19 protein-coding genes and 1 pseudogene are annotated in these 23,965 nt (G+C 64.6%); 10 read left to right on the plus strand and 10 right to left on the minus strand.

Annotated elements, in window-relative coordinates; translation table 11 throughout:
- The first annotated feature begins 59 nt into the window (after positions 1-59).
- From PNI01S_RS10300 to PNI01S_RS10315, 4 genes and pseudogenes are all read left to right on the plus strand, one after another.
- A complete protein-coding gene (locus tag PNI01S_RS10300; RefSeq protein WP_024763037.1) occupies positions 60-956 on the plus strand; it encodes a PA4780 family RIO1-like protein kinase in 897 nt (298 codons plus the stop codon).
- On the plus strand, positions 956-1,513 hold the full coding sequence (locus PNI01S_RS10305; RefSeq protein ID WP_024763038.1) for a nucleotidyltransferase family protein: 558 nt from the start codon (positions 956-958) through the stop codon (positions 1,511-1,513). The genes PNI01S_RS10300 and PNI01S_RS10305 overlap by 1 nt, the downstream gene beginning before the upstream one ends.
- A gap of 156 nt (positions 1,514-1,669) precedes the next feature.
- Positions 1,670-2,567: pseudogene (locus PNI01S_RS10310) on the plus strand (EamA family transporter).
- 63 nt (positions 2,568-2,630) lie between these two features.
- The gene (locus PNI01S_RS10315) at positions 2,631-3,347 is read left to right on the plus strand and encodes a hypothetical protein (RefSeq protein WP_024763040.1); all 717 of its coding nucleotides are present in this window, start codon (positions 2,631-2,633) and stop codon (positions 3,345-3,347) included.
- Here the strand turns inward: PNI01S_RS10315 and cueR are convergent, their stop codons facing one another.
- From cueR to PNI01S_RS10330, 3 genes are all read right to left on the minus strand, one after another.
- Entirely contained in the window at positions 3,348-3,749 is a 402-nt protein-coding gene (gene cueR, locus PNI01S_RS10320; protein WP_024763041.1) for a Cu(I)-responsive transcriptional regulator, read from the minus strand.
- A gap of 48 nt (positions 3,750-3,797) precedes the next feature.
- On the minus strand, positions 3,798-6,203 hold the full coding sequence (locus PNI01S_RS10325) for a heavy metal translocating P-type ATPase (protein ID WP_084358145.1): 2,406 nt from the start codon (positions 6,201-6,203) through the stop codon (positions 3,798-3,800).
- A gap of 120 nt (positions 6,204-6,323) precedes the next feature.
- Positions 6,324-6,782, minus strand: a complete 459-nt coding sequence (locus PNI01S_RS10330) for a hypothetical protein (RefSeq protein WP_024763043.1) — start codon at positions 6,780-6,782, stop codon at positions 6,324-6,326.
- A 154-nt stretch (positions 6,783-6,936) separates the two neighbouring features.
- Here PNI01S_RS10330 and PNI01S_RS10335 point away from each other — a divergent pair, with 154 nt between their 5' ends.
- Complete coding sequence (locus tag PNI01S_RS10335) at positions 6,937-7,134, plus strand: heavy-metal-associated domain-containing protein (RefSeq protein WP_024763044.1); 198 nt, start codon at positions 6,937-6,939, stop codon at positions 7,132-7,134.
- 36 nt (positions 7,135-7,170) lie between these two features.
- Here PNI01S_RS10335 and PNI01S_RS10340 read toward each other — a convergent pair whose 3' ends face one another.
- Positions 7,171-7,803, minus strand: a complete 633-nt coding sequence (locus PNI01S_RS10340; protein WP_037013785.1) for a TetR family transcriptional regulator — start codon at positions 7,801-7,803, stop codon at positions 7,171-7,173.
- A gap of 155 nt (positions 7,804-7,958) precedes the next feature.
- Between PNI01S_RS10340 and PNI01S_RS10345 the strand changes: the two genes are divergently transcribed.
- From PNI01S_RS10345 to PNI01S_RS10355, 3 genes are all read left to right on the plus strand, one after another.
- Positions 7,959-9,143 carry an efflux RND transporter periplasmic adaptor subunit gene (locus tag PNI01S_RS10345; protein ID WP_024763046.1) on the plus strand — a complete coding sequence of 395 codons (1,185 nt, stop codon included), beginning with the start codon at positions 7,959-7,961 and terminating at the stop codon, positions 9,141-9,143.
- A 12-nt stretch (positions 9,144-9,155) separates the two neighbouring features.
- On the plus strand, positions 9,156-12,308 hold the full coding sequence (locus PNI01S_RS10350; RefSeq protein WP_038803698.1) for an efflux RND transporter permease subunit: 3,153 nt from the start codon (positions 9,156-9,158) through the stop codon (positions 12,306-12,308).
- Positions 12,309-12,507: 199 nt separating this feature from the next.
- Positions 12,508-13,683, plus strand: coding sequence for a multidrug effflux MFS transporter (locus tag PNI01S_RS10355; protein WP_084358147.1), 1,176 nt, complete (start codon positions 12,508-12,510; stop codon positions 13,681-13,683).
- Here the strand turns inward: PNI01S_RS10355 and PNI01S_RS28510 are convergent, their stop codons facing one another.
- Positions 13,684-13,860, minus strand: a complete 177-nt coding sequence (locus tag PNI01S_RS28510) for a hypothetical protein (protein ID WP_089285816.1) — start codon at positions 13,858-13,860, stop codon at positions 13,684-13,686. It lies immediately after the preceding gene.
- 302 nt (positions 13,861-14,162) lie between these two features.
- On the opposite strand from PNI01S_RS28510, the gene PNI01S_RS10360 reads away from it, so the two are divergent.
- Positions 14,163-16,058, plus strand: coding sequence for a propionyl-CoA synthetase (locus PNI01S_RS10360; protein WP_084358149.1), 1,896 nt, complete (start codon positions 14,163-14,165; stop codon positions 16,056-16,058).
- Positions 16,059-16,227: 169 nt separating this feature from the next.
- Positions 16,228-16,662, plus strand: coding sequence for a response regulator (locus PNI01S_RS10365; RefSeq protein ID WP_037006697.1), 435 nt, complete (start codon positions 16,228-16,230; stop codon positions 16,660-16,662).
- 32 nt (positions 16,663-16,694) lie between these two features.
- Here the strand turns inward: PNI01S_RS10365 and ypfJ are convergent, their stop codons facing one another.
- From ypfJ to PNI01S_RS10390, 5 genes are all read right to left on the minus strand, one after another.
- A complete protein-coding gene (gene ypfJ, locus PNI01S_RS10370) occupies positions 16,695-17,597 on the minus strand; it encodes a KPN_02809 family neutral zinc metallopeptidase (protein ID WP_084358151.1) in 903 nt (300 codons plus the stop codon).
- Between the two features lie 189 nt (positions 17,598-17,786).
- Positions 17,787-19,010 (minus strand): cation:proton antiporter domain-containing protein, encoded by a 1,224-nt coding sequence (locus PNI01S_RS10375; protein ID WP_038803699.1) that lies wholly within the window; start codon positions 19,008-19,010, stop codon positions 17,787-17,789.
- Positions 19,011-19,136: 126 nt separating this feature from the next.
- On the minus strand, positions 19,137-20,654 hold the full coding sequence (locus PNI01S_RS10380; RefSeq protein ID WP_159457344.1) for a tryptophan halogenase family protein: 1,518 nt from the start codon (positions 20,652-20,654) through the stop codon (positions 19,137-19,139).
- Positions 20,655-21,283: 629 nt separating this feature from the next.
- A complete protein-coding gene (locus PNI01S_RS10385; RefSeq protein WP_084358155.1) occupies positions 21,284-22,810 on the minus strand; it encodes a tryptophan halogenase family protein in 1,527 nt (508 codons plus the stop codon).
- Positions 22,811-22,985: 175 nt separating this feature from the next.
- Positions 22,986-23,846, minus strand: a complete 861-nt coding sequence (locus PNI01S_RS10390; protein ID WP_065084199.1) for a PhzF family phenazine biosynthesis protein — start codon at positions 23,844-23,846, stop codon at positions 22,986-22,988.
- Positions 23,847-23,965: the final 119 nt, after the last annotated feature.

Genomic DNA, 23,965 nt, shown 5'->3' on the forward strand with positions numbered 1-23,965 from the left:
TTGTCGATGATTGCCGTATAAGGAGCGCAGCGCCCCAGAGAGGTACGCCAGGAAGCCCGATGAAGACCCCGAAACGCCTAGAGCCGTTGATCGAAGACGGCCTGATCGACGAAGTATTGCGGCCGCTGATGAGCGGCAAGGAAGCAGCGGTCTATGTAGTGCGCTGCGGCGAAGAGCTGCGCTGCGCCAAGGTCTACAAGGAAGCGAACAAGCGCAGCTTCCGCCAGGCCGCCGAGTACCAGGAAGGCCGCAAGGTGCGCAACAGCCGCCAGGCGCGCGCCATGGCCAAGGGCACCAAGTACGGCCGCAAGGAGCAGGAAGACGCCTGGCAGAACGCCGAGGTGGCTGCGCTGTTCCGCCTGGCCAACGCCGGAGTGCGGGTGCCCAAGCCCTACGACTTCCTTGACGGCGTACTGCTGATGGAGATGGTTGCCGACGAAGACGGTGACGCCGCGCCGCGTCTGAACGACGTGGTGATGGAGCCGGAGCTGGCCCGCGACTTCCACGAATTCCTCATCCGCCAGATCGTCATGATGCTCTGCGCGGGCCTGGTGCACGGCGACCTGTCGGAGTTCAACGTACTGGTCGGCCCGGATGGCCCGGTGATCATCGACCTGCCGCAGGCCGTCGATGCCGCCGGCAACAACCACGCCTTCCGTATGCTGGAGCGCGACGTGGGCAACATGGCTGCCTACTTCGGCCGCTTCGCCCCGGAGCTCAGGTACACGCACTACGCCAAGGAAATGTGGGCGCTCTACGAGGACGGCAAGTTGCTGCCGGATACCGAGTTGACCGGGCATTTCGACGACCCGGAAGACGAGGCGGATGTGGACTCCGTGCTGCGGGAGATCGCCGACGCCATGCGCGAGCAGGAACGTCGCGAAGCTGGCCGCGCTGCCCAGGATTCCCCGCAGAAGAGCGACGAGCCACCGCCTCCGCCTTGGGAGCAGGCCTGATGCCACCGCCCGGCGAGAGGAAGCTTCTCGCGCTGATCGCCGGGCAACCTGAACGCATGCACCTGCTGCGCGTCGTGCGGGATCACGGCCCCGCGGGCGCCTGGATTGCGGCGGGCTTCGTGCGCAACGCGGTGTGGGACGCCTTGCATGGCTATGGCGAACCCACGCCGTTGAGCGATATCGATGTGCTGTATTTCTCTGCCGACTGCCTGGAGCCCGAAGCGGATTACGCCTGGGAGCGTCGGCTGCTGGGCGTCTGCACGGATGTACCCTGGTCCGTGCGTAACCAGGCGCGGATGCATCTGCGCAACGGCGACTCGCCCTACCGAGATTGCGCCGACGCCATGATCCATTGGCCGGAAGTCTGCACCGTTGTGGCCGTTCGGCTGAGCGACGAGTCCCTGCAACTACTGGCGCCGCTGGGCATCGATGACATCTGGGAACTGCGCGTCAGGCCCACCGAGCACTTCCGCGGCAAGCCGGACATCTACCGCGCACGCCTCGCCGCCAAGAACTGGCCGGCGCGCTGGCCGAAACTACGTATCGAGCCCTTGTAGGAGCGGGCTTGCTCGCGAGCTCTGGCGTTCCGGTGCACGTGGCGGGATGAAAGATCCCACGAAGATCATCTCGGAAAACTGTAAGGCCGCAACTGTATCCATACATTTCAGGCGTGGGCTGGTAGTTTTCCGGTATCCCACCCCGAGCGCTCTGCCATGCCCCTTCGCCACGTTCTCCTCGCCTTGCTGGTCACCTTGATCTGGGGCGTCAACTTCGTCGTGATCAAGGTCGGCCTGCATGACTTCCCGCCTCTGCTGTTCTGCGCCCTGCGCTTCGCCCTGGCGGCGTTGCCACTGATCTTCCTGCGCGGCCCGCTGCCGGCACCGTTCTGGCGCATCGTGCAGATCGGTGTGCTGCTGGGCGTGGTCAAGTTCGGCCTGCTGTTCGTCGGCATGCATATCGGTATGCCGGCGGGCCTGTCGTCGCTGGTGCTGCAGAGCCAGGTGTTCTTCACCGTGCTGATCGCCGCCGCCTTCCTCGGCGAGCGTCCCAGAGCGCGCGCTCTGATCGGCCTGGCGCTGGCCGCCGGCGGCCTGCTGCTGATTGGCCTGGAGCGTCCCATGGGCGACAGCCTGGTGGCCTTCCTGCTGGTGATCGCCGCCGCACTTGCCTGGGCCTTCTCCAACATCGCCACCAAGCGCTCCGGCGCCAGCGACATGCTGCGCCTGATCAGTTGGGTGAGCCTGATCCCGCCGCTGCCACTGCTGGTGCTGTCGTGGATCTTCGAAGGCCCCGAGGCCATCGAGCACGCCGTCGTGAACATCAGCTTGAACGGGGTAGGTGCGCTGCTCTACATCGCCTTTCTCGCCACTACCGTCGGCTTCGGCCTGTGGAGCTTCCTGCTGCGCCGCTACCCGGCCAGCCAGGTCACGCCCTTTGCGCTGGCCGTGCCGGTGTCCGGGCTGTTGTCGGGCTGGCTGTTCCTGGGTGAAGACCTCACCGCCCAGGACTGGATGGCCTGCGTGCTGGTCTTCATCGGCCTCGCCGTGACGGTGCTGCCGGCATCGATCTGGCGTCGCCGGGCGGTGGCCAGCGCGTAAGCGGAGCGGTTGAATTGCCGGGGGCGAGCGCCTGGTACACACTCGCGACTTGATCTTCTGGAAGGGATATCTGGATATGCGTTCGAAATTCGCCGCGGCGGCTTGGCTCCTCTCATTGCTACCGTTGGCCGCGCATGCCGCACCAGGTGACAGCGACCTGGCGCAGGCGCGCGAGTTGCTGTCCCTTTCGCAAAGCTCGATCAAGGATTACGACCTCCTGACGACGCAGGGGGGGACGGATCCGGCCTTGCAGACCCAGTTCGTCAACTATGTGACCTTCGCCAGGGAGGCGTTGCCTGCGTTGCGACGCTCCGCTGAGGAGGGAAATGCCGCTGGCCAGTACTTGCTGGCGATGACGCTCAGGATTCCCTCGGTGGGGCCGTCGGAGAAGCAGGAAGCTGTCTGCGATCTACTGATGCGCAGCGCGAAGCAGAATTTCCTGCCAGCGGCCTTGGTTGGCCCGAGTATCTGCCAGGAACAGATGGCGCCGCAGGATATGCAGGGGGGCCTGAAGCAAGCCATTGAGCAGGCACCGCGCCACGCTGCGTATTATCCGATGCAATCTCCTGCCTACCGCCTTTGTGTGCACAATCAGCGTGCTGCCTTCCCACTCCCCGAACTGACCCAAGCGGAATTCGAAGCGGAGGCCTACTTTGAGCTAGCGCGTCGCACAAAGGCCGTAAGTCGCAGAGGGCAGGAGGAGCGGTTGCGTTACCTGCGATTGGCTATGGAGCGAGATTGCGAAGGTGCAAAAAGTGCCGTTGCGGCACTCGAGGCTCGTTTGAAATCATAGTCAGTGACAGCACGCTCCCGACTCCAGGTCCTTGAGGATCGGGCAGTCCGGGCGATGGTCGCCCTGGCAGTGGTCGCTCAGCTCCTGCAACGTATCGCGCAGGCTGCTCAGCTCGGCGATCTTGCGGTTCAGCTCATCGATGTGCCGGGCGGCCAGGGCCTTGACGTCAGCGCTGGCGCGCTGGCGGTCCTGCCAGAGGGCGAGCAGTTGGCCGACCTCCTCCAGGGAGAAGCCAAAGTCCCGCGAGCGGCGGATGAAGGCCAGGGTGTGCAGGTCCTGCTCGCTATAGTGCCGGTAGCCGCTGGCGCTGCGGCCGGCGGGGGCGAGCAGGCCGGTGGATTCGTAGTAGCGGATCATCTTCGCGGTCAGGCCGCTCTTCTTCGCCGCTTCGCCGATGTTCATGCCGATTCCTCTTGAACGGCCGCCCCCGATGGTTCGGGGGCGGCAAGGTCATTTCTGATCCTGTGGTTTCCAGCGCTTGAGCAGCAGGGCGTTGCTCACCACGCTGACGCTGGAGGCGGCCATCGCCGCGCCGGCGACCATGGGGTTGAGCAGGCCGAAGGCGGCCAGCGGGATGCCTACCAGGTTGTAGATGAAGGCCCAGAACAGGTTCTGGCGGATCTTCGCGTAGGTACGCCGGGAGATGTCCAGCGCCGCCGGGACCAGGCGCGGGTCGCCGCGCATCAGGGTGATGCCGGCGGCATGCATGGCCACGTCGGTGCCGCCGCCCATGGCGATGCCGACGTCCGCCGCGGCAAGTGCCGGGGCGTCGTTGATGCCGTCGCCGACCATCGCCACGACTTTCCCTTCCTTGCGCAGCGCGCCGACCACGGCAGCCTTGTCGCCGGGCAGTACTTCGGCGTGCACATCGTCCAGGCCCAGGGCATCGGCCACGACCTTGGCGCTGCCACGGTTGTCGCCGGTGATCAGGTGGCTGTCGATACCGCGTTCACGCAGGGCGTCGATGGCGGTTTTGGCGCCTTCCTTGAGGCTGTCGCCGAAGGCGAACAGGGCAAGCACGCGGGCCTTCGGCTCGCGCTCGATCAGCCAGGACAAGGTGCGGCCCTCTGCTTCCCATTGCGCGGCGGAGTCGGCCTGCGCGCCGGGTGGCAACTGCGCTTCGTCGAGCATCCGCCGGTTGCCCAGGGCGAGCAGGCGGTCTCCCACTCGTCCCTGGATGCCGCGCCCGGTGAGCGCCTGGGTAGCCTCGGCAGCAGCGGGGTTGAGCCCGCGCTCGGCACACTCATCCAGCACGGCCCTGGCCAGCGGATGCTCGCTGCCGCGTTGCAGGGCGCCCGCGAGGGCCAGGGCTTCGGCTTCGTCGCCTGGCGCCGCGAGATTGGTGATGCGCGGCTGACCGGAGGTGAGAGTGCCGGTCTTGTCGAAGGCCACGGCAGTCACCGCGTGGGCGACCTCCAGGGCCTCGGCATCCTTGATCAGGATGCCGTGCTTGGCCGCCACGCCGGTGCCGGCCATGATCGCGGTCGGTGTGGCAAGGCCGAGGGCGCAGGGGCAGGCGATGACCAGCACGGCCACGGCGTTGATCAGTGCGTGTTCCCAGCCGGCGCCGGCGATCAGCCAGCCGACCAGGGTGACCAGCGCAATGCCGATCACCACCGGGACGAACACGTTGCTGACCTTGTCCACCAGCTTCTGGATCGGCGCCTTGGCGGCCTGGGCGTCCTCCACCAGGCGGATGATCCGCGCGAGCACGGTTTCGCCGCCCAGTGCGGTGGTCTTCACGCGCAGCACGCCTTCGCCGTTGATGGCGCCGCCGGTGACCGGGTCGCCGATGTCCTTGGGCACCGGCAGGCTCTCGCCGGTGATCAAGGCTTCATCCGCATGGCTCTGGCCGGCGAGGACTTCGCCGTCCACCGGGAAGCGCTCACCGGGGCGTACCAGCACTTCGTCGCCCAGGCGCAGCTCGGCGATGGCGACGTCTTCTTCCATGCCGTCTCGCACACGGGTCGCTCGCTCGGGGCGCAGGGCTTCCAGTGCTCGGATAGCGGCGGCGGTCTGGCGCTTGGCGCGGCTTTCCAGGTACTTGCCGAGCAGGATCAGGGTGATCACCACGGCGCTGGCTTCGAAGTACAGGTGCGGCATCTGCCCCGGAGCGGCGGCGTACCAGAGGTACAGGCTCAGGCCGTAGCCGGCGCTGGTGCCGAGGGCGACCAGCAGGTCCATGTTGCCGCTGCGGGCGCGCACTGCCTTGTAGGCCGAGACATAAAAGCGCGCGCCGATGAGGAACTGCACGGGTGTGGCGAGGAGGAATTGCGCCCAGGCGGGGAGCATCCAGTGCTGGCCGAACCAGTCGCCCACCATCGGCAGCACCAGCGGCAGCGACAGCAGGATGGCCGCGGCCAGCCACCAGCGCTCGCGCGCCAGGCGGGCCACGGCGGGATCCACAGCAGGCTGGTCGGGTTCGATCGGACGGGCCTTGTAGCCGGCCTTGTCGACGGCGCTGATCAGGGTGGCGGTATCCACGGCGCCGAGCAACTCGACGTGGGCGCGTTCGCTGGCCAGGTTGACGCTGGCCGAGCGCACGCCAGGAACCTTGTTCAACGCACGTTCGACACGACCGACGCAACTGGCGCAGGTCATGCCCTCGATAGCCAACTCCAGGCCGTGGGACGGCACCTGATAACCGGCCTGCTCGACCGCGGCGACCAGCGCCGGCAGTGTTGCATCGCTGGACGGCGAGGCCAGTTGGACGCGGGCCTGTTCGCTGGCGAGATTGACGCTGGCTTCCTGCACGCCGGGTACTTTGCGCAGGGCGCGCTCGACCCGACCGGCGCAGCTGGCGCAGGTCATCCCGGAGACGGGCAGGTCGAGTTCGATGGGGTTGGCGCTGCTCATGGGGCTTTCTCCCTGAAGTTCCCCGATAGCATCAACCTTGACACGAGGGTAAGGTCAACCCTCGTTCGCTGTCATCTTGCCGCAGGTCAAATCCGCGGCCGCATTTCAGCTGCCCCTTTATCAACTGCCGCTGGAGACCGGCATCAGGTAAAGGCCACTTTCGCTGTTGGCGATGCGGAACTTGCGCACTTCGCCGGCATGCAGTTGGACGGATTGTGCGCGCAGCGGCTGGATGCCGCTGCGGCAGAGGCCGGAGTTGGCTGTCTGCAGGCGCAGGGAGACTTCGCCCGGTGGCAGGTTGAGGGCGACTTCGCCTTCAGGCTGCAGGCGCGAGACCTTTTCGTCCTGCACGTAGAGGTCGATGTCGCAGGCGGTACCGGTATCCAGCCGTTCACGGCTGACGATCAGCACGGCGTAGGCCACTGGCTGGGCGTCGGGTACCGGCCAGGAGCCGGGCGTGCTCGCTGGCGGAGCCGAGGGTGTTGCGGGCGCGGCGGGTTCGTCGGGCATGCCATCGGCGCAGGCGAACCAGGGCAGGGTGGCGACGAAAGCGGTTGCGAGCAGAAGGGAACGGCGCATGGGCGTTCTCCGATGTGTCAGCTTTTTCCGCAGCTTGGCTTAGAGCCTGACGTAGGACAAGTACAAGACGACGTCGACGAGAGAGGCTTGACCTTGCCACCGTGGCAAGGTCGAGACTGCATCCAGTGCTTCAACCCATCAGAGGAGACATTCCATGCATACCTTCACTGTCAAAGGCATGAGCTGCGGTCACTGCGTCAGGGCTATCACCCAGGCGGTACAGGCGCTGGACGCTGCGGCGGACGTGCAGGTCGACCTGGGCGCCGGCGAGGTTCGGGTGGCCAGCCGGCTGGACGATAGCGCGATCCTCGCGGCGATCCGCGAGGAGGGCTACGAGGCCGAGGCGGCCTGAGTCTTTATCCTTTCCGGGCCGGCGTCCTGCCGGCCCTTATGCCAGCGCCGGGTGCCAGTCGCGCACCAGGCCACGGAACACGGCGTCGAACAGTTCGCGGGTTTCCTGCAGTGGGTCGAACAGGGCTGGGTCGCGCAGCCAATCGCTGAGCAGGCCGAAGATCATGGCGTGCACCGCGCGCGAGGCTATCTTGGGCGTCACGCCCGACATCAGCCGCGTGCGGCAATCCTCGCGGCTGAACAGTTGCTCGCAGAGTTCGATGAACTGGCGAACGAAATGATTGTGGCGCTCTTCCGCGTCGCGCAGCTCGTCGGTGAACTCGCAGCGTTGCAGGAGGATGGTGAGGATACGCCGACGCTGCTCGTCGCGGGCGAGGTTCTCGACGACCTCCACGCTGAGCTGGAACAACGACTCGATCGGATCGTGGCCATCGCAACCGGACAACCGCTGGGCGAGTTGCTCCGGTGGCAGGCGAACCTGGTTGAGCATGTCGTTGAACAGGTGCGCCTTGTTCTGGAAATGCCAGTACACCGCCCCGCGGGTAACTCCGGCGGCGCGAGCGATCTCTTCCAGGCTGGTATTGGAGACGCCTTTCTCGAAAAAAAGGCCCTCAGCCGAGTCAAGAATCGTCTGGCGTGTACGTTCCGAATCTTCTTTAGTTCTTCTCATGGCGCTTGTTGGTATACAGGCTAGGATCACTGAGTGACGGGCAGTTTACTGATTTTATAGCGCGAACAGTGCTTTACAGACACTGGCGTAGGTAAACGTCGTGCAATCGTCGATCTTCTGAGTTCCGCCGTCAGTCAATTCCATGGAGAGGTTACATGCCGTTTGCCCGCCGTTTGCCCGTCGCGCTTGTTGTCGTTGGGTTGCCAGTCCTGTTCGCCAGCGGAGTACGGGCGGACGACAAGCCCGCAGCAGCGGCACCACCCCCTCCTGCGGTGACCATCGAAGTGGCGAAGAGCGCGCCGGTACCGATGACATTGGAATATTCGGCACGTACCGCCGGCTATCGCGAGGTGGAAGTGCGGGCGCAGGTCAGCGGCATCCTGCAGCGGCGTACCTACGAGGAAGGTCGGCCGGTGAAGGCGGGGCAAGTACTGTTCCGTATCGATCCACGCCCATACCAGGCGGCGCTCGGCCAGGCCCAGGGCTCGCTGGCCCAGGCCCAGGCGCGTTACCGCCAGACCGACCGCGACCTGCGGCGCATCCGTGAATTGCAGAAGAAGGGCTTCGCCAGCGAGAGCGAACTGGATCGCTACATCTCCAACTTCGAGCAGGCCAAGGCCGATGTCGAAGCCGCCCGCGCCAACGTGCAGGCCAAGCAGATCGACCTCAACTACACCACCGTGACCGCGCCGATCTCCGGCATGGCGAGCAAGGAAGTGCGCTCCGAAGGCAGCCTGGTGGCCGCCGCCGACCCCAATTCCAGCCTGCTGACCAAGCTCACCCAGCTCGATCCGGTCTATGTCAACTTCGCCTACCCGGACACCGAGGCCGCGCGCCTGCGCGACGGGGTGCAGAGCGGCAAGCTGAGTCTGCCGAGTGGGGGCAAGCTGGCGGCTGAGCTGCGCTTCGGCGACGGCAGCAAATACCCCATCGACGGCGTGGTCGACTTCACCGATAGCTTCGTCAACACCGGCACTGGCACGGTAAATGCCCGCGCCGTGGTGCCCAATCCGGATAACCAGCTGATTCCCGGCCAGTTCGTCCGCGTGCTGATCAAGGGCATCACCCGCAAGGCCGCCGTGACCGTTCCCGAGCGCGCCCTGGCCCAGGGGCCACGCGGCACCTTCGTCTATGTCGTGGACAAGGACGGCTTCGCCCGTGTGCGCCAGGTGACCACCAACCAGACCGTGAACGGTCGCTGGATCATCGATGCCGGCGTGGATGACGGTGACCACGTCATCGTCGAGGGCATTCCGAAAGTGCGGCCCGACCAACCGGTCAAGGCCAGCGAGGCAGCACCGCAGGCTCCCGCGCCGCAACCCGCCCAGGCACAGTCCTAAGGAGCGCTCATCGTGATCTCGCGCTTCTTCATTGAACGTCCCGTGTTCGCGATGGTGATTTCCATCGTGATCCTGCTCGCCGGCCTTGTCGCCATGCGCGCATTGCCCATCGCCCAGTACCCGGAAATCGTGCCACCGCAGGTCTCGGTGACCGCGGCCTATCCCGGCGCCAGCTCCCAGGTAATCGCCGAAACCGTGGCCGCGCCGCTGGAGCAGGAAATCAACGGCGTCGAAGGCATGATCTACCAGCTGTCGAACTCCGACAGCAGCGGTGCCATGAGTCTGACCGTGTACTTCGAGGTCGGCACCGATCCCGACCAGGCGACCATCGACGTCAACAACAAGGTGCAGGCCGCGCTGGCCAAGCTGCCCGAGGAAGTGCGCCGGCAGGGCGTGCAGGTGGAGAAGAAGTCCTCCGACATCCTGCAGGTGGTGACCCTGTATTCGCCGGACAACTCCCGCGACCCGATCTTCATCAGCAACTACGCGCTGATCAACGTCATCGACGACCTCAAGCGGATCCCCGGCGTCGGCGACGTCAGCCAGTTCGGCTCCAAGGACTACTCCATGCGCATCTGGCTGCGGCCGGACAAGCTGGCGCAGTACAATATGACGCCCACGGATGTGGTGAATGCGATCCGCGAGCAGAACTCGCAGTTCGCCGCCGGCAGCTTCGGCCAGCAGCCGATGAAGGAGCCGCAGGACTTCACCTACATGGCCACGGCCCAGGGTCGTTTCACCGATCCCAAGGAGTTCGAGAACGTCATCCTGCGCAGCGACCAGACTGGCGCCAGCCTGTTGCTCAAGGACGTGGCGAGGGTGGAGTTGGGGGCGCAGGACTACTCCCTGGTGACCTCGCTCAATGGTCAGCAGAACGCTGCCTTCGGCATCTACCTGCAACCGGGCGCCAACGCGCTGGACACCGCCCAGGCCGTGCGTGATCACATGGCGGCGCTGGCCAAGCGCTTTCCCGAGGGCATCACCTTCAAGATTCCCTACGACACCACTACCTTCGTGAAGGTCTCCATCGAGGAAGTGATCCACACCTTCATCGAAGCGCTGATCCTCGTGATGATCGTCGTCTACGTGTTCCTGCAGAGCTTCCGCGCCACACTGATCCCGGTGCTGGCGATTCCCGTGTCCCTGATCGGCACCTTCGCCGGCATGTACCTGCTGGGCTTCTCCATCAACCTGCTGTCGTTGTTCGGCATGGTGCTGGCCATCGGCATCGTGGTGGACGATGCCATCGTGGTGCTGGAGAACGTCGAGCGGGTCATGCGCACCGAGAAGCTCGGACCTAAGGAGGCGGCGATCAAGGCGATGGAGGAAGTGACCGGACCGATCGTCGCCATCGTGCTGGTGCTCTGTGCGGTATTCATTCCTGTCGGCTTCCTCGGCGGTCTGGCCGGACAGATGTACCAGCAGTTCGCGATCACCATCGCGGTTTCCGTGGTGATTTCCGGCATCGTCGCTCTGACGCTGTCGCCCGCGCTCTGCGCGCTGATCCTCAAGCCGGAGCACAAGGAGCCTGCCGCGCCGTTCCGCTGGTTCAACCGGGTGTTCGAGCGGGCCACCAACGGTTACGGTGCGGGCGTGCAGTTCTTCCTCAAGCGCGCCATCCTCGGCCTGGTACTGTTCGCCGGAATGGTGGCGTTGCTGGTGGTCCTTTTCGGCCGCGTACCTGGCTCGCTCGTCCCCGATGAAGACCAGGGCTACGTGATCAACGCCTACTTCCTGCCGCCGGCCGCCTCGCTGAGCCGCACCGAGAAGCTCACCGGCGACGTGACCCAGCAACTGATGAAGAATCCTGCGGTGCAGGACGTGGTGACCTTCGCTGGTTTCGACATCCTAACCTTCGGCACCCGCAGCAACGCCGGGGTCTCTTTCGTTCCGCTCAAGGACTGGAAGGAGCGCACCACGCCGGAAACCGACGCGCGCAACCTGACCCATGAATTCATGAAGATGGGTGCTTCGCAGGAAGACGGCGTCGTCATGTCGTTCAACCCGCCGCCCATCACCGGCATGAGCACCACCGGCGGCTTCGAGGCCTACATCCAGGACCGCAGCGGCGGCACCTCCGAGCAGCTCGAGGAGGTGACCATGAAGTTCCTCGCCGCCGCGGCAAAGCGCCCGGAGCTGGCGGGGGTCAATACCACCTTCAACGCCAACGTGCCGCAGTACTACATCGATCTGGACCGCACCAAGGCGCGTTCGCTGGGCGTGGCGATCAACGACGTGTTCACCGCCATGCAGTCCACCTTCGGCAGCTATTACGTCAACGACTTCACCCTCTACGGGCGGACCTGGCAGGTCACCCTGGAGTCGGAGCCGGAGTTCCGCCGTAAGCCGGAGGACCTGAGCCAGGTCTTCGTGCGTGCCTCCACCGGCGATCTGGTGCCGCTGTCGACGCTGGTCTCGGTCAAGCGCGTCCTTGGTCCTGATTCCTACGCGCGCTTCAACGTGTTCCCGGCGGCCAAGCTGCTTGGCGGCCCGGCGCCGGGCTACAGCTCGGGCCAGGCGCTGGCGGCGATGCAGGAGGTGGCGGACCAGGTGCTGGGCGAGGACTACTCGCTGGCGTGGATCGGCTCGGCCTACCAGGAGCTGGCGACCCAGGGCTCGGGCAGTACCGCGTTCATCTTCGGCCTGATCCTGGTGTTCCTCATCCTGGCTGCGCAGTACGAGCGCTGGACCCTGCCGCTGGCAGTGGTCACCGCGGTGCCCTTCGCGGTATTCGGGGCGATCCTGGCGATTTGGATCCGTGGTCTGGACAACGACGTGTACTTCCAGGTCGGCCTGGTAACCCTGATCGGCCTGGCGGCGAAGAACGCCATCCTGATCATCGAGTTCGCCGTGCTGTGCCGCGAAGAGCAGGGCATGGGCCCGATGGAAGCGGCACTGGAGGCGGCCAAGCTGCGCTTCCGCCCGATCGTCATGACCTCGCTGGCGTTCATCCTCGGTTGCGTGCCGCTGGCCATCAGCACCGGGGCCGGTTCGGCCAGCCGCCACTCCATCGGTACCGGGGTGATCGGCGGAATGCTGGCCGCGACCCTGCTGGCCACCTTCCTCATCCCGATGTTCTACATGCTGGTGGAGTCGGCTGCCGACAAACTCAGCGGCCGCAAGAACAAGGCCAAGCCCGCCGCAGAGGGGGCGCACGAGGCCTGAGGTGCCGACAGGTCCGGCTGCGCCAGCCGGGCCTGTCCCTCCCTTTGTTCCGGGAGTTGCTTAGGGAGCTTGCTAATTTTCCGGCGCTCGCCACAATGCATGGCTTCGCTGCGCCATCCGTGCGCGCCAACCCGTTATCCACACCGAACTGCCCGCGCTGCGCAGCGCCATTCGGCGACCCGGCGTGATCAGGTGATCCATGAACCTCCGCATCCTGCTGATCCTCGGCGCCCTGAGCGCCTTCGGGCCCATGGCCATCGACTTCTACCTGCCCAGTTTCCCCACGCTGGCGCAGGCTTTCGGTACCGACGTCGAGCATGTGCAGTTGAGCCTGTCCGCCTACTTCGCCGGCCTCGCCATCGGCCAATTGCTCTACGGCCCGCTGGCCGACCGCGTCGGCCGGCGCATCCCGCTGCTGTTGGGGGTGAGCATCTTTACCCTGGCGTCCGTTGCCTGCGCCGTCGCGCCGAATCTGGAATGGCTGATCGGCGCGCGCTTCGTCCAGGCACTGGGCGGCTGCGCGGGGATGGTGATCTCGCGGGCGGTGGTGCGTGACCTGTGCGACCCGGTCGCCGCCGCCAAGGCCTTCTCGCAACTGATGCTGGTGATGGGGCTGGCGCCGATCCTGGCGCCATTGGGAGGCGGATTGCTGCTCAGCCTGTCCGGCTGGCAATCGATCTTCCTGACGCTCACGCTGTTCAGCGCCCTCGCTGGTGGGGCCATCGCGCTGTGGCTGCCGGAGACGATTCCGGCCGGGCCGCGCGCTCCGTTGCGGGGCGCGCTGGGGCAGTATCGGGCGCTGTTCCGCGACCGTTCCTTCATTACCTACGCACTCACCGGCGGGGTGGCCATCGCCGGGATGTTCTCCTACATCGCCGGGTCGCCTTTCATCTTCATCCAACTCTACGGCGTGCCGGCCGAGCACTATGGCTGGATCTTCGGCAGCAATGCTGCCGGCTTCATCCTGATGGCACAGGTCAACGCACGGCTGCTGCGCTATCGCGGGCCGGGATTCTGGCTGCGCCGGGCGGTGTGGGTGTACTTCGGTTGCGGGGCCGCACTGCTGGTGATCACCCTGTTCCGGCCCGAGCACCTGTGGCCGTTGCTGATTCCTCTCTTCGGCGCCATTGCCAGCCTGGGCTTCCTGATGCCCAACTCCTCGGCCTGCGCCATGGCCAGCCAGGGCCGCCACGCGGGCAGCGCCTCGGCGCTGATGGGCAGCCTGCAGTTCACCGTAGCGGCCGGCGCCTCGGCGCTGGTCGGTGCGCTGCACGACGGCACCGCGCTGCCCATGGCGGTCGTCATCACCACCTGCAGCCTGGTGGCTGCGGTGCTGGGCTGGCTGAGCGGGCAGATCAGCGAGCGCGCCGCCTGATCAACTGGCGCGTTGCACCAACTCGGGCAACTGGTGCGGCGCCTTCAGGCGCGCCTCGAGGGTAGCGACGAAACTTCGCGCCTCGAGCTCGCTGCGGAAGCGTACCGCCTGCTGGTCGAGGCAGACTTCCCACGGCTGGTCTTTGCGGAGGCTGGACGGACGGACGAGGATGTTCATGGTGCTCACCCCTGTGCAGTCAGGTGAAAAGGGACCCTCAGTGTAGTCCTGTCATATGGCGGTAGCAGGTGCGACCTGTGGTCGCCGACATGCGGTGGCGCCGTGCCCGATTCTTCCTTCAGCCCCGTGGTAGACAGCCTCGGCCGCCGACGTGCCGCTTCGCTGAAAAATCCTGAAAAGCAATGGCGCCGGATCTGCTACCAGGGCGACGACGGAACTACGACCAAAGGTTGATGGTGGGGCCGCGATCCCCGTCCATACTCGTTGTTCGACCTCGATAACAACAATAAGAGGCAGTGACGATGAGTTACCGGCAGTCCCATGACCGTTCCATCGCGGATCCCTCCGCCTTCTGGGCCGAGCAGGCCGGCCGCGTGGCCTGGTACCGCGCGCCGCAGGATACCCTGCAAGCCCTGCCCGACGGCAGCCACCGTTGGTTCGCCGATGGCCGCCTGAACACCTGCTACCTCGCCCTCGATCGGCAGATCGAACTGGGCCGCGGCCACCAGGCCGCGCTGATCTACGACTCCCCTGTGACCCAGACCCAGCAGCGCTTCAGCTACCTGGAGTTGCGCGATGAGGTCGCACGCCTGGCCGGCGCCTTGCGCGCGCTCGGCGTGGAGAAAGGCGACGGGGTGATCATCTACATGCCGATGGTGCCCCAGGCGGCCATGGCGATGCTGGCCTGCGCCCGGCTGGGCGCCGTGCATTCGGTGGTATTCGGTGGCTTCGCGCCGCACGAACTGGCGCTGCGTATCGATGACGCGAGGCCCAAGCTGGTGCTCACCGCCTCCTGCGGGCTGGAGTTCGAGCGGGTCATCGAATACAAGCCGCTGGTGGACAAGGCCCTGGAACTGGCCACCCATCAACCGGCGCACGTGCTGGTGCTGCAGCGTCCGCAGGCGATGGCCGAGCTGCGCGCCGGCCGAGACCTGGACTGGCGCGAGACACTGGTCCACGCGCAGCCGGCTGACCCGGTGGAAGTGGCCAGCGGCGACCCGCTGTACATCATGTACACCTCCGGCACCACGGGAAAACCCAAGGGCATCGTGCGTGACAACGGCGGCCACGCCGTGGCGCTGAGCTATGCGCTGCCGACCATCTTCGGTCTGCAGCCGGGGGATGTCTGGTGGGGCGTTTCCGACGTCGGCTGGGTGGTCGGCCACTCGCTGATCGTCTACGGCCCCTTGATGAACGGCTGCACCACGGTGTTCTACGAGGGCAAACCGGTACGCACGCCGGACGCCGGCAGCTACTGGCGGGTGATCGAGGAGCACAAGGTCAACAGCCTGTTCTGCGCGCCCACGGCGATCCGCGCGATCCGCAAGGAAGACCCGCAGGGCGAGCTGCTCAAGCGCCATGACCTGAGCTCGCTGCGGCACCTGTTCCTGGCCGGCGAGAAGCTCGACAGCACCACCCAGCACTGGCTCGAGGAGCTGACCGGCAAACCGGTGCACGACCACTGGTGGCAGACCGAGACCGGCTGGCCGGTGACGGCGCCTTGCACGGGCCATGGCGACCACGACCTGCGCGCCGGCTCCACCAACCGCGCGGTGCCCGGCTACGACGTGAAGGTCGTGGACGACGAAGGCCGACTGCTGGGACCGAACGAACAGGGCTCCATCGTCATCGCCCTGCCGTTGCCCCCCGGTTGTGCGCAGACGCTTTGGAACGATCATCCGCGCTACCTGCAGGCCTACCTGAAGACCTATCCCGGCTACTACCACACCGGCGACGGTGGCTACGTGGACGAGGAAGGCTTCGTCTACATCATGGGGCGCACCGACGACGTGATTAACGTCTCCGGTCACCGCCTGTCCACCGGTGAGATGGAGGAGTTGCTGGCGCTGCACGATGCTGTCGCCGAGTGCGCGGTGATCGCCGTGCAGGACGACCTCAAGGGCCATGTACCGGTGGGACTGGTGGTGCTCAAGGACGGCGTACAGGTCACCGAGGGCCACCTGCAGCGTGAGCTGGTGGCGCTGGTGCGCGAGCGCCTCGGCGCACTGGCCTGCTTCCAGCGTGCGGTGGTGGTGAAGCGGCTGCCGAAGACCCGCTCGGGCAAGATCCTCCGCGCCGTACTGCGCAAGATCGCCGACGGCGAAAGCTACGTGCCGCCTTCGACCATCGATGATCCAGCCATCCTCGGCGAGATCGCCGAGCGCCTGGGCCAGGCAGGCTTGGCGAAGGCCGGCTGAAATCCCACGACGCCGGCATGACCGGCGTATTTCCAGGGCCGCACGCGTTGCGGCCCTTTTTTTGTCCGCCCGGCTTGCCCATACATCGCCCCAACCTTGGTCCGGCAGGAATAAAGACGTGTTGCCATCTAAGATAATGGCACCGTGCCTCTACTGGTCGTATCGCGCCATGATCAACCGCCATTCCCTCGATGATGACGAACTTGAAGCGCTGCGCGATATCGCCTCCGTGGCACCGCGCAAGCCGGTGATCCTGGTGGTGGACAATGATCGCGCCGCGCTGGCCCGGCTTCGCCGGCTGGTGGAGGGCGCCGGAATGCGCTGCGTGACGGCCAGCAGTGCAGCGGAGGCATTGCGCCGCATTCTCCGCGATGAGTCGGCCCTCGACCTGCTGGTCAGCGGCCTGGGCCTGGAGCCCGATGGCCCCGGACTTGCGTTCATTCGCGAACTGAACCGGAGCGGCAGCTTTCTGCCCATCATCGTCCTGTCCGCGCCGATGCCGCTCGGTGAATCGCGCTTGGAGCCGCCCCTGAACGTGCTGGACTTCCTGCCTAAACCTGTGGATCCAGTGCTGTTCGTGAGCGCGTTAAGCCGCAGTTTCTAGGCGCAGACTCCAAGCCGATACGTCTCGGTGCCTTACAGCGTCTGCGCCTTGAAGGTATCGCACTTGCCCGGCGAGCCGCTTTCGAAGCCGAGCTTGAACCAGCGAACACGCTGCGCGGAGGAACCGTGGGTGAAGGAGTCGGGCATCACTGTGCCGCGTGCCTGGCGTTGCAGGTGGTCGTCGCCGATGGCATTGGCAGCATTCAGCGCTTCTTCCACGTCGCCCGGCTCCAGCCAGTTCAGGCGCTGCTGGGCATGGTTGGCCCAGACGCCGGCAAAGCAGTCGGCCTGCAACTCCTGGCGCACCGAGAGGCCGTTGGCTCCCTCCATGCGCGCGCCGCGTTGGCGTGCGGCGTTGATCTTGGCGGAGATACCCAGCAGGTTCTGCACGTGGTGCCCGACTTCGTGGGCGATCACGTAGGCCTGGGCGAAGTCGCCGGCGGCGGAGAACTTCTGCTCCATCTCGCGGAAGAATCCGAGGTCGAGGTAAACCCGGTGGTCGCCGGGACAGTAGAAGGGGCCGACCGCCGAGGAAGCGAAGCCGCAGGCCGAGTTCACCCCGCCGTTGAACAGGATCAGCTTGGGTTGCTCGTACTGCTGGTTGCTGCGGGCAAAGATCTCGCCCCAGGTGTCTTCGGTATCGCCGAGGATCGACTGGACGAATTCCACCTGCGGGTCGGCGCCGGTGGCCGGCTTGCCCTGCACTGGGCGGCCCGGTGCCTGTTGCTGGGAAACATCCATCTGACCGAGCAGCGAGCCGAGGATGGTCATCGGGTCCTGTCCGGAGAGCAGGCCGATCACCACGACGATAGCCACGCCGCCCAGACTCAGTCCACGCCCGCCGATGCGCATGCCTCCGCCACCGCCCATGCCTCCGCCGGTTTCATCGCGGGCATCCACTACGTTGTCGCTGCGTCGTCCTTTGCGCCAGAGCATGGCGGCATCTCCATCGAATAAGTGGGTTGAGTGTTGTCTTGGGAGGCGTTTGCCGCCAGCCCGATCGTCAGGCGAGGCGTTGGACTGAGCTCAGGATGCACTGATATCGCTCAGTCGTGTGGCCGATGCCAAGTCTGCGCGATTCGCCTGAGCCCGATCTGCCCTGCGGCACTCCAGTCGGTTCTGTGTTCAGGGAAGTCGGGCGGATGCACTGAACAGGCTGAGTAACGGGGCGGTCATGGCAGTGGTCAGAATCGCCATCACCAACAACATGGTGAACATCTCGGGGCCGATCAGGCCTGCGTCGAGCCCAACTTTCATGACGATCAGTTCCATCAGGCCACGGGCGTTCATCAACGAGCCAACTGCAAAGCTGTCCCGCCAGGCGAGTCCGCCAGCGCGAGCTCCCGCAGCGCCACCCAGTACCTTGCCGGCGACTGCAACCAGGATAACCAGTATCAGGGCTCCGATATGAGTCGGAGTGAATGCGTCGGTGGTGGTGCTGAGTCCGGCAATCGCGAAGAACACGGGCATCAACAGGACCAGCGCAGGAAACTCCAGGCGTTCGACCAGCGTTTTCAGCAGGCGATCATCCCGCGGCAGGCAGGCCCCGAACAGGAAGGCGCCGAACACAGCGTGGACGCCCAGCCACTGGGTCAAAGCGGCGCAGCCTATCGCACCGCCGGCCAGGACCGAAAGCATCATCAATCCAGGGCAACCGTCCTTCACGTAGGTCCGCAGCAGCCATGCGCACAATGGCTTGAACAGGATAAAGATGACGGCCACGAGAACGACCAGGCCGAGTGTCGTCTTTACGATGGCGGTAGAGCCATCGATTCCGGTCAGTGCGACGACCGCGGCGAGCATGATCCAGGCAAGCACGTCAGCGATAGCCGCCGATGCCATCGACAGGCGCCCCATGGGTGTCTGGGTCATGCCGCGCTCTTTCAGGATGCGCGCCATGACAGGGAAGGCGGTAATCGACATGGCTGCCGCCATGAACAGCGCGAAGGGCCAGAAACCTACTCCGGCCGGGGCCAGGGAGGAATGGAGCAGGGCGGACGCGAAAAAGCCGAGAACCATTGGTACCAGGACGCTGAGGATACCCACCAGGCTGGCTGACTTGAGTTGGGCACGTGCACCATCGGGCGTGCGCAGTTCGGCGCCGACGACGAACATGAACAGTACCAGCCCCAGTTGTGACAGGGAGGACAGCGCCGAAAGCGAATGGGGCTCGAACAACTCGGCGTGCTGCGCCGGGAACAGCGCACCGAACACGATCGGCCCCAGCACTATTCCAGCGGCCATTTCACCGATCACGGTGGGTTGTTTCAGTAACCCTAGCAACAGGCCGCACAAGCGGGAAACGGCCAGTATGACCAGCAGCTGGAGAAGAAATGGCGAGTGAGGCATTGCGCTTGATCTCAGGCATTGCTGGGGTGGCGTGAGCGGGCAGGCGATCGCTCAGTACGTTGGACGTCCCTGCGAGACAGGCAACGTCCAACGTTCTGGTGCTGGCGAGTGTGGCGTCCGTCCGGCTTAGTTGGAGGCGCCGCTCTCTGCCTTCATGCGGCTTTCTACCTTGGCGAGGAAGCTGCCCAGGCGCTGTCGCTTTTCCTGCGACAGGGAGCGCAGATCCAAGGCCGTCGCTTCTCGGGACAAAATGCCTAGCGGAGCTGCCACCGACATCCAGTTGGGCACGCCGAACATACGGAACGGTCCACCCTGGTATTGCTCCATATCCATCAGCCGGGGCGGGCGATGGGCGAGGGTTCGCTTGAGCTCTTTGTATGTGCTGGGTGCCGCTGCATTGCTCGCCGCACGCCAGAACGCGGTGTCGTTGCGCGGGGTGTCATAGTGCAGGAACAGGAAGTCTCGAATGCCATCCCAGTAGCGTCCGATCTCATGATTGAACTGGTCGATCAGTTGCTGCGGAATGATGCCGTCGCAGGCGAAGATCAATTCGCCGAAGCGCGCGAGCTGGTCCAGTGTCTGACCAATGGAGGTTGCCTCCAGCGGCTCGACGAATCCGGAGGAGAGGCCGACGGCCATGACATTGCCCAGCCACACCTGGTCGTAGTGTCCGGGCTCAAAGGCGAAGTCGTTGGCCGGCTCGATGTCCATCCCCCAGTAGTCCTGGACTTCTTTTACTGCCGCCTCCTTGTCGGTGTACCGGTCGCAATACACGTAACCCACACCCAGGCGCTCAAGGGTTGGAATACACCACATCCAGCCATGTTTCATGGCGATAGCGCGGGTGACCAGCGGTGGGTGTTCCGTCTGTGAGGGGATAAAGAAGGGGAGCGCCCGGTTCAACAGCAAATGGTCTGCATAAGACTGCCAGGACGCATTCAGCGTCTTGCCGATGATCAGTCGATGCAGACCAGAGGCATCGATGACGAAATCGACTTCGATCTCGCGATCAGGCAATACCAGTGCGGTGACATGCCTTTTTTCGTCAAGGCGCACACTTTCGACGGTTGCGTTGATGTGCTGTACCCCTCGCTTGATCGCGATATCTCGCAGATAGGAGGCCAGCTTGCGGGCGTCGAAGTGGTAGGCCATGGGCGTCTTGGCGGGGAGACTCTGGAGAAAGGCCTCCGCGGTGGCCTGACTGGCTCCTTCTTGCCACATCTTCCAGGTGGCCGGGTAGTGCTGTAGCTGGTAGCCCTGGTTGATCAGTATCGAGGCCAGGGGGTAGCTGCCGTTGGGCTCGACCCATGACGTCAGGTCGACACCGTCATGGCTGTAGGAAAACTGATGCAGGAAAATGTCATCTGGAGCGCCGCTGCGCCAGCCTTCCAAGGCCAGTCCCAACTTGTGCGTGGAGTGGGTTTCGCGCATGAATTCGGTACGGTCGAGCCCGTAATGTTCCAGCGCGCGGTTGAAATTAGGCAGGCTGCCTTCGCCGGCACCAATGATGCCCAGCGATTCTGCCTCAACCAGGACGACTTCCACTTTGTGGAGAAAGAGCTTCCTTAGTTCGAGTGCGGCGAACCACCCGGCGCTTCCTCCGCCCACTACGGCGACTCGGCGGCAGTTGGATAAATTCAACATCATTGGCTTCCTGGAGTGCTACTGGATGGAGTGCGGTGCGGCACTCCGGGTACCCCGCAATCATCCGTATTCGACGCGGAAATGAAGAGAGCAGGGCGCTTACAGTGCGTGTAAGACTTTCCGGAATTTAAGTGATGAAAAGCTCTTGATAATTATAGGAATTAATTCGGGACAGTGTGTACGTGTCGTGCTGCCCGAAGTTGCTTGCGAGTGGACGGAGAACTAGTCCGGTTTCGCTAGTTCGTCGGCGGGGAGTGCGACGCTCCGGTTCGGCGTGCCGAAGCGGTTGCATGCCGTCTCCAGTCGTTTGGCAAGGTGCCGCGTTATCCACAAAAGGTGCCTGGGAGAGATGCATATTGGCCATGGCATGGGCTCCGATCTGTCAGCCGGATCAAGACGTGCTCCGGTGCGCTGCCGGAAGCAATTTCCCTGTCGATATTGAGTGGCGTGGGATTCTGCGCGCGCGCGGCTCGGTAGTTCCGGCATGAATCAGCGTGGGGCGTGGATTTCTCATAAGAGCGCCGCAAGAAGTGCAAAGACAATTCGCGCTGCCACTCTGCGACGGCACAGCAGAGTGGCTCGGCGGCTCCATGCTAGTCCTGGAGGAGCCGGTATCGCGGGGCTGGTCCTTAGATCGACATGGCAGCTTCCGCGGTCATGCGCGGCTCTACCTTGGCGAGGAACTCACCGATGTTCCATCGTTGCTCCTTCGACAGTGGCACCAGGTCCGCAGCTGTTGCCTTTCGGGTCAGAACGCCTAGTGGCGCAGCCACAGACATCCAGCTGGTAGGTCCGAAAAGGCTGAAGGTACCGCCGCGATAGGGCTCGAGATCCACGTCGCGAGGTGGACGAAGAGCGAACGTCCGCTTGAGCTCTGCGTAGGTGGAAGGGGGCGTCGCACTGCTTGCCGCCTTCCAGAACTCGGTATCCTGGCGTGGCGTGTCGTAATGGAGGAAAAGGAAATCGCGAATGCCGTCCCAGTGGCGGGTGATGTCACGGTTGAATTGATCAATCAGCTGCTGCGGAATGAGGCCATCGCAGGCGCTGACCACTTGGTTGAACCGGGCAAGCTGGACGAGTGTCTGGCCGATGGACGTGGCTTCCAGAGGCTCGACAAAGCCGGAGGATAGTCCGACGGCCATGACGTTGCCGATCCATACCTCCTTGAAGTGGCCCGCTGAGAAGGCGAAGTGGTTGACCGGCTCAATCTCCCTCCCCCAGTACGCCTGGGCTTCGCGCAGGGCGCCTTCCTTGTCGGTGTGCTGGTTGCTGTAGACATAGCCGACGCCAAGTCGGTCCTGAGTCGGGATGCACCACATCCAGCCATTCTTCATCGCGATTGCGCGGGTGACCAGCGAAGGGTGCGCGCCTTGTGCGGGGATGAAGAAAGGCAATGCCTGGTTCAGCAGCAGGTGATCGGAGTAGGACTCCCAGGGCGAGTGCAGGGCCTTGTCGATGATCAAGCGGTGCAGGCCGGAGGCGTCGATGACGAAGTCGACCTCGAGCTCCCCATTCTCCAGAATCAGGTGGGTTACATGCCGACGCTCGTTCAGGCGCACTGACTCTACCCGCGCGTTAACCCTCTTCACCCCGCGCTTGAGGGCAACCTCACGCAAGTATTCCGCCAGTTTCCGCGCGTCGAAATGGAAGGCCATCGGTGGCACGGCATATAGCTTCAGTTGCTCCTGCAGATAAGCTTCGGCCTGCTGCTGGCTGGCCCCTTCACGGTAGAGGCGCCACGCATCGGGGAAGTGATGAAGCTGCAGGTCCTGGTTGAGGAGGATGGAGGCCAGTGGATAACTGCCGTTTGGCTCGATCCAGGCATTCAGGTCCACGCCATCGCTGTGGAACGAGAAAGGGTGGAAGAAGATGTCGTCCTTTTTCCCGGTACGCCAGCCTTCCAGCGTCAGTCCCAGCTTGTAGGTCGAACGGGTCTCGCGCATGAACTCGGCACGGTCGATCTCATAGCGATCGAGTGCGCGATTGAAATTGGGCAGGCTGCCCTCGCCTGCACCGATGATGCCCAGTGTCTCGGACTCGACCAGGACAACCTCGACCTGATCGAGAAAGAGTTTCCTGAGCTCGAGCGCGGCGAACCATCCAGCGCTTCCTCCGCCAACAACGGCGACGCGGCGGTAATTGGAAAGATTCAACATGAAAGGCGTCCTGAAAATCTGCTGGAAGGTGCGCCGCGAGGCGCTCCGAAATAGTCAGCGCGATTATCCGGACCTGATCGGAGTCTTAGAGGAAGGCGATTCCTCAATATTGATCAGACGATTCCTGGGATGATGTTCCAGGTTTGTCTCTCTGTACTGCCGATCTATCCAGTGGTCAGGCGAATCGATGCAGCAGTTCGGCGCGGGCAAGCAACTGGACATCACCGCCGACGCGGACTTCGTCGTCCTGGCCGACCTGCACGTCGAGACGGCTGGGGCGGCCCACGAAGCGGCCCTGGGACAGCTGGAACAACTCGCCGCGGCGCGCCTTGCCCAGCTCCACCAGGTAGGCCGCGACAGGGCCGGCAGCACTGCCGGTGGCAACGTCCTCGATGATCCCGGCGCCGTCCCAGGTGCGGCCCTCGCGATTATCCACATCCAGTACGAAGACGAAGGCGGCGTTGAGTTTTGCCAGCTCGGCCGTCAGATCCGTGCGCTGGCGCACGCGGCCCATTGCTTCGCTGCGCACTGGCAGCAGCAGGTAGGGCAGGCCGGTGCTGACCACGGCCGCCGGATAGTCGGCCAGGTCCGCGGCGTTCAGCGAGAAGGCTTCGGCGAACCAGCGGCGCGCCTCGTCATCCAGCACGGTGCCGAAATCAGCCGTGCCCTGGTTCATCTCGGCGTGGAAGCCTGTGCCCCGGCGGCGGGTGGCAACCTTCACGGCTTTCGCCGGCAGCTCCAGCGTCCAGTGTTCTTCCTCTCCGCGCTGGTGCAGGTGGTGAAGCAGAGCAGCGGCTCCCAGGACCGGGTGGCCAGCAAACGGCAGTTCCTCGTCGACGGTGAAGATGCGCGCCGAATAGGTGTCCAGCGTGGCCGAGGGGAACAGGAATATCGACTCGAACTGACGCAGTTCCTGGGTCAGCGCCAGCAGGGTCTGGGCGGGTATGCCGCGGGCGTCGGGGAACACCGCCAGGCCGTTGCCGGTGAGCGGTTGGTCGGCGAAGACGTCGAGCTGCCAGTACTGTTGCGCGGACATGGGCCTCCAGATGCCGCTCTTGAGCGGCGTAAAGAAAAACTCGACAGCCAGCCTAGCGAGCTATATGTTCGCCGACAAGAAAGCGCAGGTCACAGCGCCGTGCTTTCCAGGCCACCGCA

The organism is Pseudomonas nitroreducens NBRC 12694 (assembly GCF_002091755.1).
In the GTDB taxonomy this organism is placed as follows: Bacteria; Pseudomonadota; Gammaproteobacteria; order Pseudomonadales; family Pseudomonadaceae; genus Pseudomonas; species Pseudomonas nitroreducens.

Coding starts and splice junctions, on each gene's coding strand:
- PNI01S_RS10335 (WP_024763044.1), top strand. CDS start 6,937: ATGCATACCTTCACTGTCAAAGGCATGAGCTGCGGTCACTGCGTCAGG.
- PNI01S_RS10315 (WP_024763040.1), top strand. CDS start 2,631: ATGCGTTCGAAATTCGCCGCGGCGGCTTGGCTCCTCTCATTGCTACCG.
- PNI01S_RS10300 (WP_024763037.1), top strand. CDS start 60: ATGAAGACCCCGAAACGCCTAGAGCCGTTGATCGAAGACGGCCTGATC.
- PNI01S_RS28510 (WP_089285816.1), bottom strand. CDS start 13,860: ATGAACATCCTCGTCCGTCCGTCCAGCCTCCGCAAAGACCAGCCGTGG.
- PNI01S_RS10375 (WP_038803699.1), bottom strand. CDS start 19,010: ATGCCTCACTCGCCATTTCTTCTCCAGCTGCTGGTCATACTGGCCGTT.
- PNI01S_RS10360 (WP_084358149.1), top strand. CDS start 14,163: ATGAGTTACCGGCAGTCCCATGACCGTTCCATCGCGGATCCCTCCGCC.
- PNI01S_RS10385 (WP_084358155.1), bottom strand. CDS start 22,810: ATGTTGAATCTTTCCAATTACCGCCGCGTCGCCGTTGTTGGCGGAGGA.
- ypfJ (WP_084358151.1), bottom strand. CDS start 17,597: ATGCTCTGGCGCAAAGGACGACGCAGCGACAACGTAGTGGATGCCCGC.
- PNI01S_RS10380 (WP_159457344.1), bottom strand. CDS start 20,654: ATGTTGAATTTATCCAACTGCCGCCGAGTCGCCGTAGTGGGCGGAGGA.
- PNI01S_RS10340 (WP_037013785.1), bottom strand. CDS start 7,803: ATGAGAAGAACTAAAGAAGATTCGGAACGTACACGCCAGACGATTCTT.
- PNI01S_RS10390 (WP_065084199.1), bottom strand. CDS start 23,846: ATGTCCGCGCAACAGTACTGGCAGCTCGACGTCTTCGCCGACCAACCG.
- PNI01S_RS10325 (WP_084358145.1), bottom strand. CDS start 6,203: ATGAGCAGCGCCAACCCCATCGAACTCGACCTGCCCGTCTCCGGGATG.
- PNI01S_RS10330 (WP_024763043.1), bottom strand. CDS start 6,782: ATGCGCCGTTCCCTTCTGCTCGCAACCGCTTTCGTCGCCACCCTGCCC.
- PNI01S_RS10345 (WP_024763046.1), top strand. CDS start 7,959: ATGCCGTTTGCCCGCCGTTTGCCCGTCGCGCTTGTTGTCGTTGGGTTG.
- PNI01S_RS10365 (WP_037006697.1), top strand. CDS start 16,228: ATGATCAACCGCCATTCCCTCGATGATGACGAACTTGAAGCGCTGCGC.
- cueR (WP_024763041.1), bottom strand. CDS start 3,749: ATGAACATCGGCGAAGCGGCGAAGAAGAGCGGCCTGACCGCGAAGATG.
- PNI01S_RS10305 (WP_024763038.1), top strand. CDS start 956: ATGCCACCGCCCGGCGAGAGGAAGCTTCTCGCGCTGATCGCCGGGCAA.
- PNI01S_RS10355 (WP_084358147.1), top strand. CDS start 12,508: ATGAACCTCCGCATCCTGCTGATCCTCGGCGCCCTGAGCGCCTTCGGG.